Genomic DNA, 12479 nt, shown 5'->3' on the forward strand with positions numbered 1-12479 from the left:
CGGTCTGTTATGAGTGGCGGCGGCCTTGCCATCGCGGCCGGGCTTGCGATGCCGGGCGTGGCGCGCGCGCAAACGCCGCAGGTGCGCTGGCGCATGGCGACAGCCTGGCCACGCAGCCTGGAGACGATCTACGGTTCCGCGGAGGCCTTCTGCCGCCGCGTCGGCCAGATCACCGAAGGCCGCTTCGAAATCCGCGCCTTTCCTGGCGGCGAGCTGATGCCCGCCTTGCAGACCTTCGATGCCGTGCAAAATGGTTCGGTCGAATGCGGCCATGTGCTGACCTCGAACTTCATCGGCAAGAGCCCGGCCCTCGCCTTCGACGGCGGCCTGCCCTTCGGCCTGAACGCCCGGCAGCAGATCGCCTGGTTGAACGAGGGCGGCGGCATGGAGCCGATGCGCGCGCTCTTCCGCAAGTTCAACATCGTGCAGCACCCGGTCGGCAATGTCGGCGTGCAGATGGGCGGCTTCTTCCGGCGCGAGATCAACACCGTGCAGGATCTGTCCGGGCTGAAGATGCGCATCGGCGGGCTCGGTGGCCGCATCCTGGCGAAATTCGGCGCGGTGCCGCAGCAATTGCCGGCCAGCGACATTTATTCGGCGCTGGAACGCGGCACGATCGACGCGGCCGAATGGATCGGGCCCGCGGATGACGAGAAGCTCGGCTTCCACCGCATCGCGCGCTACTACTACTACCCAGGTTGGTGGGAAGGCAGCGCGCAGATCACGGCCCTCTGTTCGGCCCCCGCCTGGGCCGCGCTGCCCGACGCGTTCAAGGCGGCCTTCGAGGTCGCGGCGAATGAGCAGGTCATGCTGATGCTGGCGCGCTACGATGTCGCCAACCCGCCGGCGCTGCGCCGGATGATCTCCCAGGGCGTGCAGTTGCGGCCGTTCCCGCGACCGGTGATGGAAGCGGCGTATCGCGCCTCGTTCGAAGTCTTCGACGAGATCGTCGGCGAAAACGAAGATTTCAAGACGCTCTACGCGCCGTGGCGCGCCTTCCTGGAGAACAGCAACAGCTGGATGCGGGTGGCGGACTTCAACCTCGACGCCTTCCGCTTCTCCAACGCGGTGCCGCCGGCGCGGTAAGGCTGGCGCACTTGCGCGCCGGAGATGCCTCCGGCGCGCAAGTGCTCCAGTGTCGAAGGGGCCTCGGTTCGCGGCCGGCACCAGGCCGTCATGCCGACTGGGTCGTCACGGGTTCACCGCGCCATCCGCGCGGCAGCGGTATCGAGCAGGCGGATCACCTCCGTATCCGCAAGCTGATGGAAGTCGGCGTAGAAGGCGCCGATGCCGTGAAGCGGCCGGGCTTCGTGCAGGCACACCACGGTATCCGCTTCCGCTCGCATCGCGGCGACGGTGTCGGGCGTCCCGACCGGTACGGCCAGCACCAGGGGCGAGGGGCCACGGCGACGCAGCGCGCGCAACGCCGCCCGCGCCGTCGCACCCGTCGCCAGGCCGTCGTCCACCACCACCGCGGCGCGGCCGCGCGGGTCGGGACGCGGGCGGTTGGCGACGTAAAGCAGGCGCCGGCGCTCGATCTCGGCCATCTCGCGTTTGCGTGCCGCCTCGATGAAGGCATCGGTCGCGCCGGTGGCGGCGATGATGTCGTCGTTCAGCACGGTCTCGGCCTCCCCACCATCGGTCACCGCGCCGATCGCAAGTTCGGCCTGGAACGGTGCGCCGAGCTTGCGCACCAGGATCAGGTCGAGCGGTGCGCCCAGTGCTTCGGCGACCTCGGCGCCCACGGGCACGCCGCCGCGTGGCAATGCGTAGACGATGGGGCGGACGAGGTGCATCTGCCGCAGCCGCTGGCCCAGCAACCGCCCAGCCTCGGCGCGATCGGCAAAGCGCGCGGGGGCGTCAGCGAACATGGCCGATGTCCTCCACAAGGCAGCCGCGGAACCAGTCCGCGGCCAACCGGGCCACCTGTTCCAGCGCGTGCGCTTCCTCGAACAGATGGGTGGCCCCCGGCACGATCGCGAGTTCGACGTGGCAGGTCATCCGGGTGCGTGCCCATTCGTTCAGCGACAGCACCTGGCGATCGTCGCCGCCGACGATCAGCAGGGTGGGTGCGGTGACCTTGCGGAGCGCCTCCTCACCGGCAAGGTCGGGTCTTCCGCCGCGAGAGACCACGGCACCGATGGCCGCTTGGTGGGTCGCGGCGGTGACCAGCGCGGCGGCCGCACCGGTGCTGGCGCCGAACAACCCGATCGGCAGGCCGCGCGTCTCGGCATGATCAGCGAGGTCGTCCACCGCTGCGCCCAGCCGCTGCGCCAGCAGGCCGATATCGAAGATCTTGCGGCGATCGGCGGCCTCGTCCTCGGTCAGCAGGTCGAAGAGCAGGGTGGCAAGCCCGGCCTGGCGCAAGGCCTCGGCGACCTGGCGATTGCGCGTACTGTGGCGGCTGGACCCGCTGCCATGGGCGAAGACGACGGTGGCCTCGGCCTGGGCGGGGACCTCCAGCATGCCGGCCAGCCCCATCGGTGGTATGATGATCCGTATGGCGCGATGGCCAGGATGTGATGGCGAAGCGGACATGTCCTCCTCCCGAACTGTCCTGTGCAGGGCGAAACGATGCACGATCGCGCGCGCGAATGCCTTGACCTCGCTCAATCCTGCGTAGGCCTCACCGGTGTTACCGCGGCACTGATTGACGTCGATCAAGGCCGCGGCTTCTCGGATTGGTATGATCCGCGCCACACGCTGCGCGCCGGCGTGTTGACATACCAGGGAGGGGACCAGCATGGCCTTGCCGCTGCAAATCACCTTCAAGGGCGTGGCGCGGTCGCCGATACTGCGGGCGCGCATCCGCGGACAGGCGCCGATCGCCGAACGTGTCGAGGCCGATATCCCACGCTGCCACATCTCGATCGCGACGCCGCGGCGCAGCGATCACCGGGACCGCATGGGGGCGGGCCATGAGCGGCAGCCGGGACGACGAAGCGCAACCGGCCACCGCCGCCGACATCACGGCCATACTGGGCGCGATCGACGAGACGATGCTGGCGGACATCCACCGCACCGGCGCAAGCGCGGCCGAGGTGCTGGAAGCCTTCACGCGGTTCGAGGGCGATGACGCCATCGGCCGGGTTGCCCGCCGCGCGGCCAGCGCGCGGGTGGTCGAGGTCATGGCCATCCTGCAGTCCGCCGACACGGGACCGGAGCGGGATTGACCGACCCGGCGGTCGGATCAGAAATCCGACACGCGGCCTTTGCGTTCCCAATCGCCGTAGCGGGTGGGTTCCGGGCCAGCCGGCCCGCCATACTCGGCCGGGGGTTCGGCGGGCGGTGCCGGCTTGGTGACGGCCGGCGCGGGCGGGACCGGCTTCGCCGCCGGGACGGGTTCGGGGGCGGTTGCCCCTTGAGGTTGCTTCGTCATGCACCCCACTTGGGGGCTTTGGGCGAAAAGGACGACCCCCATGGGCGGATATCTGCGAACCACGATCCTGCTGGCTGCCATGACCGCGATCTTCGTCGCCGCGGGGGCGGCGATCGGCGGGCAGGGCGGTGCGCTGGTCGCGCTGGCCATCGCCGCCGGCATGAACCTGTTCGCCTGGTGGTCCAGCGACCGGGCCGTGCTGCGCATGGAGCACGCCGAACCGGTCGGGCCGGCCGAAGCCCCCGAGCTGCATGCCATGACCGCGCGGCTGGCCGCCAACGCCGGCCTGCCCATGCCGGCGCTGTACCTGGTGCACGACGACCAGCCCAACGCTTTTGCCACGGGCCGCAGTCCCAGCAATGCCGCCGTCGCGGTCACCACGGGCCTTCTCCGGAGCCTGCCGGAACGCGAGGTCGCCGGGGTCATCGCGCATGAACTGGCCCATATCCGCAACCACGACACGCTGGTCATGACCATCGCGGCGACCCTGGCGGGCGGGATCGGCATGCTCGCCCAGTTCGGCGGGCTTTTCGCGCGCGGGCGGGGCGACAACGGGCGATCCAACCCGCTGGGCATCATTGGGGTGCTGCTGGCGGTGATCGTGGCGCCCCTGGCCGCGATGATCGTCCAGATGGCCGTCAGCCGCACGCGTGAGTTCGAGGCTGACCGGATTGGTGCCGAAATCGCCGGCGATCCGCTGGGGCTGGCTGGGGCCCTGCTACGGCTGGAACAGGGGCGCGACGTGCCGAACCACTACGCGACCCCCGCGACGGCGCATCTGTTCATCGTGAACCCTTTTGCCGGCGGCTTGTCGCGGCTGTTTTCCACTCATCCCGCCACCAGCGACCGTGTCGCGGCGCTGGAGGCGATGGCGGGTGCCCGCTCCGCGCCGAGGGGCAACCCCTGGGGCCGGTGATTCAAAATTCACTGGTGCTTCGTCGCGTGATTACGCTAATCAATCAACAGGATGGGGGATAATCCTGACGCTCTGCATTGGCCACGCCGGCTAGCCCTCGGGCTGCCCTTGCTTTTGGCTGCCTGTGGCACATCGCGTGCGCCGTCGCGGACCGGCGTGCCAAGTTCGACGGCGGCCGCCGGTGGGCCGATGTCCTGCGTGCCATTCGCGCGGGAACGCTCCGGGATCGGGCTGCAAGGCGACGCCTGGCAGTGGTGGGACGCCGCCGAGGGCCGCTATCGCCGTGGTCGGGCGCCGCAGCGCAATGCCGTGCTGGTGTTCCAGCGCACCAGCCGCAACCGCAGCGGCCATCTGGCTGTCGTGGCACGGATCGCGGGCCAGCGGGAAATCCGCGTGGATCATGCCAATTGGGCCAGTGGCTCGGCACGCGGCCGGATCGCGCGGGATCAGCCGGTGCTGGATATCTCGGCCCGCAACGACTGGTCGCTGGTACGCGTCTGGTATCCGCCGGCGAATGACTGGGGCAACACCGGCTATCCGACGATGGGTTTCATCTACGCCTGATCAGCCGGCCAGGATCGCGATGCCGCGTGTGGCGGCGAAGCCGATGCCGACCGCGTCACCCGCGCGCCGCGCCCGATCCACATTCGGGCAGACCACGAACAGCGTGCCGAGGTCGGTGGTGACGCCGTATTCCATCACCGTGCCGAGGTAGGACGCCTTTTCGATCACCCCCGGCAGCGCCGCCTCGGGGTCGTCCGCATCCAGGATCGCGACCGCCTCGGGCCGGATGGCGACCGGGACCTCGCCAGTCGGGCGGCCACGATGCGGCAGATGGAAACTGGCGCGGCCGAGTGCGATCTGCCCGTGGGTGTCGTCGCGCGCCGTCAGCAGCCCGGTGACGCGGTTCGCCTCACCCACGAAATCAGCCACAAAAGCGTTTTGCGGCTGTTCGTAGAGGTCGCGTGGCGTGCCGGCCTGGGCGATGATGGCGTTGTTCATCACGATGACCTGGTCCGAAATCGCCAGCGCCTCGGCCTGGTCGTGGGTGACGTAAACGCCGGTCAGGCCAAGGCTGGATTGCAGGTCGCGGATTTCTTCCCGCATGCGGCGGCGCAGCCGGGCGTCCAGGTTGGATAGCGGTTCGTCGAATAGCAGTACCGACGGCCGCAGCACGATCGCGCGTGCCAATGCGACGCGTTGCTGTTGCCCACCCGAAAGTTGCGACGGATTGCGGCCCTCGAACCCCTTCAACCCGACGGTCGCCAGGGCTTCCATCGCGCGGGATTCCGCTTCGGCTTTTGGTGTGCGGGACACGGTCAGCCCGTACATCACGTTTTCCAGCACGCCCATGTGCGGGAACAGCGCGTAGGACTGGAACACCATCGACACGTCGCGTTCGTTCGGCGGCAGGGCGGTGACGTCGCGCCCACCGATCAGCACGCGGCCCTCGCTGGTCTGCTCCAGCCCCGCGATCATCCGCAACGTGGTGGTCTTGCCGCAGCCGGAGGGCCCCAGCAGCGTGCAGAGCGTCCCAGCCGGCACGGTGAAGGACACATCCCGCACCGCCACCGTCTGGCCATACCGTTTCCAGACATTCTCGAAGCGGACTTCGGCGGCGCGCATCATGCGGGCATATCCTTTCTGCGGCCGATGCGCCTTTGGCCGACGAGCAGCGTGATCAGGCCAAGCGCCGTCAGCATCAACCCGATCAGCACCACGGCCGTCGCGATGGCCAGGCCGTAATCGCCGTTGATCACACGGTTCACGATGAACACTGTCGCCAGTTCGTATTCCGCGGTGACCAGGAAGATCACCGCGCTGATCGTCGTCATCGCGCGGACAAACGCATAGATCAGCCCGGCGATGATGGCCGGCCGCAGCAGCGGCAGGATGATGCGCCGAAAACCATCGGCCCCGCCGCCGCCCAGGACGGCGCTGGCCTCATCCAGCGATTTGTCGATCTGCGACATCGCCGCCATGCCGCCGCGCAACCCGACCGGCAGGTTCCGGAACACGAAGCAGGCGATGATGATCGCCGCCGTCCCCGCCAGTTCCAGCGGCGGCAGGTTGAAGGCGCGGACATAGGCGACGCCGATGACCGTGCCGGGCACGGCGAAGGACAGCAGGGTCGCGAATTCCAAGGTGCCCTTGCCGTAGAACCGCGTCCGGCTGAACAGCCAGGCGGCCAGGATGCCCAGCCCCGCGGTCAGCGGTGCGGCGGCCGCGGCCAGCGTCACCGTCGTCAGCACGCTGTTCCAGGCGAGGCCGGTCAGCGCGAGGCCGTGTTCGCCCCATTCGGCGGAAAACGCCTTTTCCATGTGGCGCAAGGTCGGGGTGAAATCGCGGCCCCAGACCTCGACGAAGCCACCGGCGATGGCCAGGCCGTAGAGCACCAGGGTCAGCGTGGCCCAGGGCAGCACCACCATCAGGCACAGCCGCCGCACGCCGGCCGGGAGCGGCGGCGCCAGCCCCGCATCGCCCTTGCCGCCGATCGAGACGTAGGATTTGCCGGCGGTCAGCCGCCGCTGCACAGCAAAAACGCCGAGCGCCACGACCAGCAGCACCAGCGCCAGGGCCGCGGCACGCCCACCATCCGCCTGGGCGCCAACCACGGCGAAGAAGATTTCGGTCGACAGCACGGCAAATTGCCCGCCGAGCACGATGGGATTGCCGAAATCGGCGATGCTTTCGACGAAGCCGAGCAGGAAGGCATTCGCCAACCCCGGCCGCAGCATCGGCAAGGTCACGTTGAAGAAGGTCGTGCGGTCGTCGGCGCGCAGGGTGCGCGATGCTTCTTCCAGGGTCGGCGACAGCCCCTCCACCACCCCGATCAGCACCAGGAAGGCGATTGGCGTGAAGGAGAACAATTGCGCCAGCAGCACGCCCGGCAGGCCGTAGATCCAGCGCCCAAGTTCAATGCCGAACCAAGCATCAGCCGCCTGTGACACCAGGCCCGACCGCCCAAAAATCAGGATCAGCCCGAGGCCCAGGATGAAGGGCGGGGTCACGATCGGCAGCACCGTCAGCAGCCGCAAAGGCTTGGGAAAGCGTAGCCGGCCACGCACCGCCAGCAAGGCGAAGGCCAGCCCGAGCGCCGTGGTGCCACTGGCGGTCAGGGTCGCGAGGAACATGGTGTTCCACACCACGCCGCAACGCGTCCCGCCGATCAGGCAGGCGAAACTCCAGAGCCGGTCATCCGCCAGCCGCCCGACGATGGCCATCGGCACAAGATCGCCAGCGGTGTCGCGAAACGCGTCCGACAGCATCGCCGCCAGGGGCCAGAAGGTGAATAGCCCGACGCCCGCCGTGATCAGCAGCGCGATGGCGGCGGTAAAAGGGTCGCCGCGGAAGGCACCGCGCCCGGCCAGCCCCGCCGCCAGCACCAGAAGCAGGCACAGCGGCACCAGCGCGCCGCCGAGGCCGATACCGAACTGGCGGTCCACCTCGCCGAACATCGTCTCCAGCGCCGGCGCGTTCCAGCCGCGCACGCCGATCGACCAGCCCTGCGCGGCCCAGAGCAGCAGTCCGGCACCACCGGCCAGGGCAAAGAGGCTGGCCCGCATCGAACGCGCCATGGGCAGCACGGCCGCGGCCAGCGCCAGCGCCGGGGCCAGCACGGCGGGCCAGAGCCACCAGCGGCCTTCGGTCAGTGCCAGGCCGAGTGCCGATCCCGCATCCGCATCGGTCAGCCAGGCAAGCCCGGCCCAGGGCACCGCGCCCAACCCGTCCTGTTGCAGGTACCAGGGCAACAGAAGGGCCGCGAAAAGCCCCAATGCGCCACCGATACCCCCCGCCTTGCGCATCGGCTTAGCGCGGCAGGCTGTTCACCTCGCGCTCCCAGCGCTCGATCAGGCGGCGGCGTTCGGCGCTGGTGCCGTATTTCGCGAAATTATAGTCGATCAGGCGGATCTGCGCGATCGGCGGCGCCTCGGGCGGGATCGGGGTCGCGCGGTTGGATGGCGTCTGGAATTGCTTGTTCTCGGCGCCCAGGGCCTGGGCCGCGGGGGTCAGCGCCCAGTCGTAGAACCGCCGCGCCTGACGCTCGTTCCGCGCGCCGCGAATGATCGACATGCTGCCGATCTCATAGCCCGTGCCCTCGCTCGGGATCGCGCTGGCGACCGGGAAGCCGCCCAGGCGTTCGGTCACCGCATCATGCACGAAGGAGATGGACATCCCCGTCTCACCCCGCGCCACCGCCTTGATCGGCGCGGTGCCGGAGCGCGGATAGGCGTTGATGTTGCGATGCAGGTTGCGCAGGTACTCGAAGGCGGGATCTTCGCCCATCAACTGCACGATGGTCGCGATCATCACATAGGCGGTGCCGGAGGAGCGGGGATCGGCCATCTGGATCTCGTTCCGGAACCGCGCATCCAGCAGGTCGGCCCAGGAGGTCGGTGGCGCGATATTCCGCCGCGCCAGCAATTCGGTGTTGTACCCGAAGCCCAGCGCGCCGGCGTAGATGCCGACGGTGCGATATCGGCTGTCACGCGCCTGGCGCTGCGCCCAGTCGGTGAGTTGGTCGAGCATGGCGGAACGATATTCGGCCGTCAGGTTGTCCTCGGCCGCTTGAAGATGCGGGTCGCCAGTGCCGCCGAACCAGACGTCGCCGCGCGGGTTCTGTGCTTCGGCGCGGATCTGGGCCAGCACTTCGCCGGACCCCTTCTGGCTCATGCTGACGCGGATGCCGGTGTCGCGCTGGAAGGCATTGGCCGCCGCCTGGCACCATTCGACCTGGGCCGAACAATACAGGTTCAACGATCCCTGGGCCTGGGCCGCCACCGGCAGGGCCAGGACGGCGGCCAGCATGGCGGCCGGGAAAAGACGACGCATGGGGTGAACCCTCCCTGATGCCCGGTCGTTGCCGGGGCGTCAGGGAGTCATGCCAGAAAACGAATGTGACGAAAAGATGACGGTTTGAAGTCAGCGCTTCGCTTCGATCGCGTCCCAGATCGCCGCCTCAAGATGCACGCCGTCGAAGCGCGCGACTTCCTGCAAGCCGGTCGGCGAGGTCACGTTGATCTCGGTCAGATAGCCGCCGATCACGTCGATGCCGACGAAGATCAGTCCGCGCGCCTTCAGGTCCGGCCCGATGCGCGCGCAGATTTCGCGTTCGCGCTCGGTCAGTTCCGATTTCTCGGGCCGCCCGCCGACATGCATGTTGCTGCGCGATTCACCCGCCGCGGGCACGCGGTTGATCGCGCCCATCGGCACGCCGTCGATCAGGATGATGCGCTTGTCGCCGCTGCGCACGGCCGGCAGGTATTGCTGGATCATCAGCGGTTCGCGCGAACGCTCCCCCCACATTTCCAGCAGCGAGTTGAGGTTGGAATCCTCCGGGCGCAGATGGAACACGCCGGCGCCGCCATTGCCGAACAGCGGCTTGACGATGATGTCGCCATGTCGCGCGCGGAAATCCGCGATCTCGGCGCGGTCCAGCGTGACCAGCGTTTCCGGCATCAGGTCGGGGTAGTTCAGGACGAAGAGTTTTTCCGGCGCATTGCGGACCGAAGCGGGGTCGTTCACCACCAGCGTCTTCGGGTGGATCATCTCCAGCACATGCGATGCGGTGATGTAGGACATGTCGAAGGGCGGATCCTGGCGCATCAGCACCACGTCCATCGTGGACAGGTCCAGCACCTCACGCGTGCCGAAGGCGAAATGGTCGCCCTTCTTGCGCTGCACCGTCACCGGGTGGGCCTTGGCGCGCACCTGGCCGTGGGCGAAGGTCAGGTCGCGTGCGTGGTAGTGCCACAGCGCGTGGCCACGGGCCTGTGCTTCCAGCATCAATACGAACGTGCTGTCGCCGTCGATGCCGATGCTCTCCATCGGGTCCATCTGTACGGCGACTTTGAGGCCACGGGTCATCGGCTGGGTCCTGTTTCGGTCGTGGCGACGGATGGCAGAGGTTCGGCCCGTAGGCAAACGCGGCCTTGCGGCCGGGAGGCAACCGCGGCCCTGCGTGTGGGGGCAAACCCGGCCATGCGGCCGGGGGGTGTTGACCAGCGGCCGAGGGTGCCGCTTGTTCGCCCCCATGCGCACCCTGACAGGGGCGGCACGCCTGGCCGGGGTTCTCGGCTGGCCCGTCGCCCATTCCCGATCGCCCTTGCTGCACGGAACCTGGCTCGACCGCCACGGGATCGACGGCGCCTATCTGCCGCTGCCGGTGGCGCCGGCCGAGTTTTCCGTGGCGGTGCGGGGGCTGATGGCGCTGGGGTTTCGTGGCGCCAACGTCACGATCCCGCATAAGGAAGCCGCCTACGCCCTTTGCGATGAGCGGGACGCGGCGGCCGAGCGGGCGGGGGCCGTGAACACCATGGTGTTCAAGGACGGCCGCATCTGGGGCAGCAACACCGATGGCTGGGGGTTCTGCGAATCCTTGCGCGAACAGGCGCCGGCGTGGCGGGCCGATGCCGGGCCGGCGGTGCTGCTGGGCGCCGGCGGGGCAGCCCGCGCCATCGCGGCGCGCCTGCTGGATGAAGGCTGCCCCCGCCTGGTCCTGGTCAACCGCAACCTGGACCGTGCGATGGCGCTGGCGGCCGACCTGGGCGGCCCGATCGAGGTCGCAGTGGACCCGCCCTTGGCCGGGGCATCGCTGCTTGTGAATACCACCAGCCTCGGGATGCATGGCGAGCCGCCATTGATCATCGACCTGTCCCCCTTGCCGACGCACGCGGTGGTGGCCGACATCGTCTACGTGCCGCTGGAAACCCCGCTGCTGGCGGCCGCCCGGGCCAGGGGGCTGGTCGGCGTGGATGGCCTGGGGATGCTGCTGCATCAGGCGCGCCCCGGGTTTTCCGCCTGGTTCGGGGTGGAACCGGTGGTCGATGCCGCGTTGCGGGCCGTAGTCGCGGCCGATATCCCTCTGACATGAAGATTCTGGGCCTCACCGGCAGCATCGGCATGGGCAAGACCACCGCCGCCCGCGCCTTTCGTCGCCTGAAGGTGCCGGTCTTCGATGCCGATGCGGCGGTGCATGTGTTGCAGGCCCCGGGCGGTGCCGCGGTCCGCCCCATCGGCGCCGCCTTCCCCGGCACCGTCGTGAAAGGCGTTTTGGCGCGCGAGGCCCTGCGGTCCGCCGTGCTCGGCAATCCGGCCGCCCTGCGGCGGCTGGAAGCCATCGTCCACCCGCTGGTGCGGCGGATGGAGCGTCGGTTCCTGTCCGCCTGCCGCCGCCGGGCGGAGCCGCTGGTGGTGTTGGACGTGCCCCTGCTGTTCGAAACCCGGCCCGATCCGCATGCCGGGCTGGATGCGATCCTGGTCGTCTCGGCACCTGCCGCCGTGCAGCGCGCCCGTGTCCTGCGCCGGCCGGGCATGACGCCGGCCCGGCTGGATGCCATCCTGGCGCGGCAAATGCCCGATTCCGAAAAACGCGCCCGCGCCGACCACGTGCTGCACAACGGCCTGTCGAAGCACCACGCCCAGGCCCAGGTGCGGCGCCTCGTCCGGCGGTATCGCCCAAATGCGTGAAATCGTCCTGGATACCGAGACCACCGGCCTGGACCCCCTGCTGGGCGACCGGGTGATCGAGGTCGCGGCCATCGAATTGGAAAACCTGCTGCCCACCGGCCGCGTCTTCCATCGCCTGGTGGACCCCGAGCGCGACATCCCGTCGGAAGCGACCCGCGTGCACGGCTTCACCCGCGACGATTTGCGCGGCAAGCCGCTGTTCCCGGCCATTGTCGAGGAGATGATGGCCTTCCTGGGCGACGCGCCGATCATCGCGCACAACGCCCCCTTCGACTTCGGCTTTTTGGACGCCGAATTGCAGCGCGCCGGCCGGCCGCGGCTGGACCGCAAGCGCATGGTCGATACCTTCGCCATCGCCCGCGAACGCTACCCGGCCGCCCCCAACAGCCTGGATGCGCTGTGCCGGCGGTTCGAAATCGACCTGTCGGAACGCGGCACCCACAATGCGCTGCTGGACGTGCGGCTGCTGGCCCAGGTCTACCTGGAACTGCGCGGCGGCCGCCAGCCGGGGCTGACCCTGGCCGCGGAAACCAGCGCCGGGCAGCAGGACTCCGCCCCGATCGCCGCGGTCGCGGGCCTGACCCGGCCGCGCACCCCGCACCCGATCCTGCCCGATGCGGCGACCCTGGCGGTCCATGCCGCCTTTGTCGCGCGCCTGAAGGACCCGGTGTGGCTGCAACCGCCCTTTGCCGAGACCGCGCGGGACGGCTAGAC

General features: G+C 69.1%; 14 protein-coding genes. 7 read left to right on the forward strand and 7 right to left on the reverse strand.

Annotated elements, in window-relative coordinates; translation table 11 throughout:
* Positions 1-9: 9 nt before the first annotated feature.
* On the forward strand, positions 10-1086 hold the full coding sequence (locus ACQW02_RS26180; RefSeq protein ID WP_431282853.1) for a TRAP transporter substrate-binding protein: 1077 nt from the start codon (positions 10-12) through the stop codon (positions 1084-1086).
* A 113-nt stretch (positions 1087-1199) separates the two neighbouring features.
* On the opposite strand, the gene ACQW02_RS26185 is transcribed toward ACQW02_RS26180, so the two are convergent.
* Together ACQW02_RS26185 and ACQW02_RS26190 are read right to left on the reverse strand one after the other, a co-directional pair.
* Positions 1200-1871 carry a phosphoribosyltransferase gene (locus ACQW02_RS26185; RefSeq protein WP_431282854.1) on the reverse strand — a complete coding sequence of 224 codons (672 nt, stop codon included), beginning with the start codon at positions 1869-1871 and terminating at the stop codon, positions 1200-1202.
* Positions 1861-2808 carry a dienelactone hydrolase family protein gene (locus ACQW02_RS26190; protein WP_431282855.1) on the reverse strand — a complete coding sequence of 316 codons (948 nt, stop codon included), beginning with the start codon at positions 2806-2808 and terminating at the stop codon, positions 1861-1863. The genes ACQW02_RS26185 and ACQW02_RS26190 overlap by 11 nt, the downstream gene beginning before the upstream one ends.
* Before the next feature lie 110 nt (positions 2809-2918).
* Between ACQW02_RS26190 and ACQW02_RS26195 the strand changes: the two genes are divergently transcribed.
* The gene (locus ACQW02_RS26195; protein ID WP_431282856.1) at positions 2919-3173 is read left to right on the forward strand and encodes a hypothetical protein; all 255 of its coding nucleotides are present in this window, start codon (positions 2919-2921) and stop codon (positions 3171-3173) included.
* Positions 3174-3190: 17 nt separating this feature from the next.
* Here the strand turns inward: ACQW02_RS26195 and ACQW02_RS26200 are convergent, their stop codons facing one another.
* On the reverse strand, positions 3191-3379 hold the full coding sequence (locus ACQW02_RS26200; RefSeq protein ID WP_431282857.1) for a DUF1674 domain-containing protein: 189 nt from the start codon (positions 3377-3379) through the stop codon (positions 3191-3193).
* A 40-nt stretch (positions 3380-3419) separates the two neighbouring features.
* Here ACQW02_RS26200 and ACQW02_RS26205 point away from each other — a divergent pair, with 40 nt between their 5' ends.
* Both ACQW02_RS26205 and ACQW02_RS26210 read left to right on the forward strand, forming a co-directional pair.
* Positions 3420-4295 (forward strand): M48 family metalloprotease, encoded by an 876-nt coding sequence (locus tag ACQW02_RS26205; RefSeq protein ID WP_431282858.1) that lies wholly within the window; start codon positions 3420-3422, stop codon positions 4293-4295.
* Positions 4296-4451: 156 nt separating this feature from the next.
* Complete coding sequence (locus ACQW02_RS26210) at positions 4452-4859, forward strand: CHAP domain-containing protein (protein WP_431282859.1); 408 nt, start codon at positions 4452-4454, stop codon at positions 4857-4859.
* Here the strand turns inward: ACQW02_RS26210 and ACQW02_RS26215 are convergent, their stop codons facing one another.
* The 4 genes from ACQW02_RS26215 to gshB form a co-directional block, all read right to left on the reverse strand.
* On the reverse strand, positions 4860-5924 hold the full coding sequence (locus tag ACQW02_RS26215; protein ID WP_431282860.1) for an ABC transporter ATP-binding protein: 1065 nt from the start codon (positions 5922-5924) through the stop codon (positions 4860-4862).
* Positions 5921-8101 carry an ABC transporter permease gene (locus ACQW02_RS26220; RefSeq protein ID WP_431282861.1) on the reverse strand — a complete coding sequence of 727 codons (2181 nt, stop codon included), beginning with the start codon at positions 8099-8101 and terminating at the stop codon, positions 5921-5923. The genes ACQW02_RS26215 and ACQW02_RS26220 overlap by 4 nt, the downstream gene beginning before the upstream one ends.
* A 4-nt stretch (positions 8102-8105) precedes the next feature.
* Complete coding sequence (locus tag ACQW02_RS26225; protein WP_431282862.1) at positions 8106-9128, reverse strand: ABC transporter substrate-binding protein; 1023 nt, start codon at positions 9126-9128, stop codon at positions 8106-8108.
* Positions 9129-9218: 90 nt separating this feature from the next.
* Positions 9219-10163, reverse strand: coding sequence for a glutathione synthase (gshB, locus tag ACQW02_RS26230; RefSeq protein ID WP_431282863.1), 945 nt, complete (start codon positions 10161-10163; stop codon positions 9219-9221).
* Positions 10164-10329: 166 nt separating this feature from the next.
* Here gshB and ACQW02_RS26235 point away from each other — a divergent pair, with 166 nt between their 5' ends.
* The 3 genes from ACQW02_RS26235 to dnaQ are packed head-to-tail and all read left to right on the forward strand — an operon-like array spanning position 10330 to position 12477.
* Positions 10330-11169, forward strand: a complete 840-nt coding sequence (locus ACQW02_RS26235) for a shikimate dehydrogenase (RefSeq protein WP_431282864.1) — start codon at positions 10330-10332, stop codon at positions 11167-11169.
* On the forward strand, positions 11166-11765 hold the full coding sequence (coaE, locus tag ACQW02_RS26240; RefSeq protein ID WP_431282865.1) for a dephospho-CoA kinase: 600 nt from the start codon (positions 11166-11168) through the stop codon (positions 11763-11765). Before ACQW02_RS26235 ends, coaE begins: the two co-directional genes overlap by 4 nt.
* Positions 11758-12477: a DNA polymerase III subunit epsilon gene (dnaQ, locus tag ACQW02_RS26245; protein WP_431282866.1), complete on the forward strand. Its 720-nt coding sequence runs from the start codon at positions 11758-11760 to the stop codon at positions 12475-12477. The genes coaE and dnaQ overlap by 8 nt, the downstream gene beginning before the upstream one ends.
* Positions 12478-12479: the final 2 nt, after the last annotated feature.

The sequence above is a fragment of the Humitalea sp. 24SJ18S-53 genome (assembly GCF_050632385.1).
Classification (GTDB): domain Bacteria; phylum Pseudomonadota; class Alphaproteobacteria; order Acetobacterales; family Acetobacteraceae; genus Humitalea.

Bases quoted from the DNA above. Each gene is read 5' to 3' on its own strand.
- ACQW02_RS26180 (WP_431282853.1), top strand. From the start codon at position 10: ATGAGTGGCGGCGGCCTTGCCATCGCGGCCGGGCTTGCGATGCCGGGC.
- ACQW02_RS26185 (WP_431282854.1), bottom strand. From the start codon at position 1,871: ATGTTCGCTGACGCCCCCGCGCGCTTTGCCGATCGCGCCGAGGCTGGG.
- ACQW02_RS26190 (WP_431282855.1), bottom strand. From the start codon at position 2,808: ATGCGCGCCCGCAGTATCGGCGACCGCGCCACGCCCTTGAAGGTGATT.
- ACQW02_RS26195 (WP_431282856.1), top strand. From the start codon at position 2,919: ATGAGCGGCAGCCGGGACGACGAAGCGCAACCGGCCACCGCCGCCGAC.
- ACQW02_RS26200 (WP_431282857.1), bottom strand. From the start codon at position 3,379: ATGACGAAGCAACCTCAAGGGGCAACCGCCCCCGAACCCGTCCCGGCG.
- ACQW02_RS26205 (WP_431282858.1), top strand. From the start codon at position 3,420: ATGGGCGGATATCTGCGAACCACGATCCTGCTGGCTGCCATGACCGCG.
- ACQW02_RS26215 (WP_431282860.1), bottom strand. From the start codon at position 5,924: ATGATGCGCGCCGCCGAAGTCCGCTTCGAGAATGTCTGGAAACGGTAT.
- ACQW02_RS26220 (WP_431282861.1), bottom strand. From the start codon at position 8,101: ATGCGCAAGGCGGGGGGTATCGGTGGCGCATTGGGGCTTTTCGCGGCC.
- ACQW02_RS26225 (WP_431282862.1), bottom strand. From the start codon at position 9,128: ATGCGTCGTCTTTTCCCGGCCGCCATGCTGGCCGCCGTCCTGGCCCTG.
- gshB (WP_431282863.1), bottom strand. From the start codon at position 10,163: ATGACCCGTGGCCTCAAAGTCGCCGTACAGATGGACCCGATGGAGAGC.
- ACQW02_RS26235 (WP_431282864.1), top strand. From the start codon at position 10,330: ATGCGCACCCTGACAGGGGCGGCACGCCTGGCCGGGGTTCTCGGCTGG.
- coaE (WP_431282865.1), top strand. From the start codon at position 11,166: ATGAAGATTCTGGGCCTCACCGGCAGCATCGGCATGGGCAAGACCACC.
- dnaQ (WP_431282866.1), top strand. From the start codon at position 11,758: ATGCGTGAAATCGTCCTGGATACCGAGACCACCGGCCTGGACCCCCTG.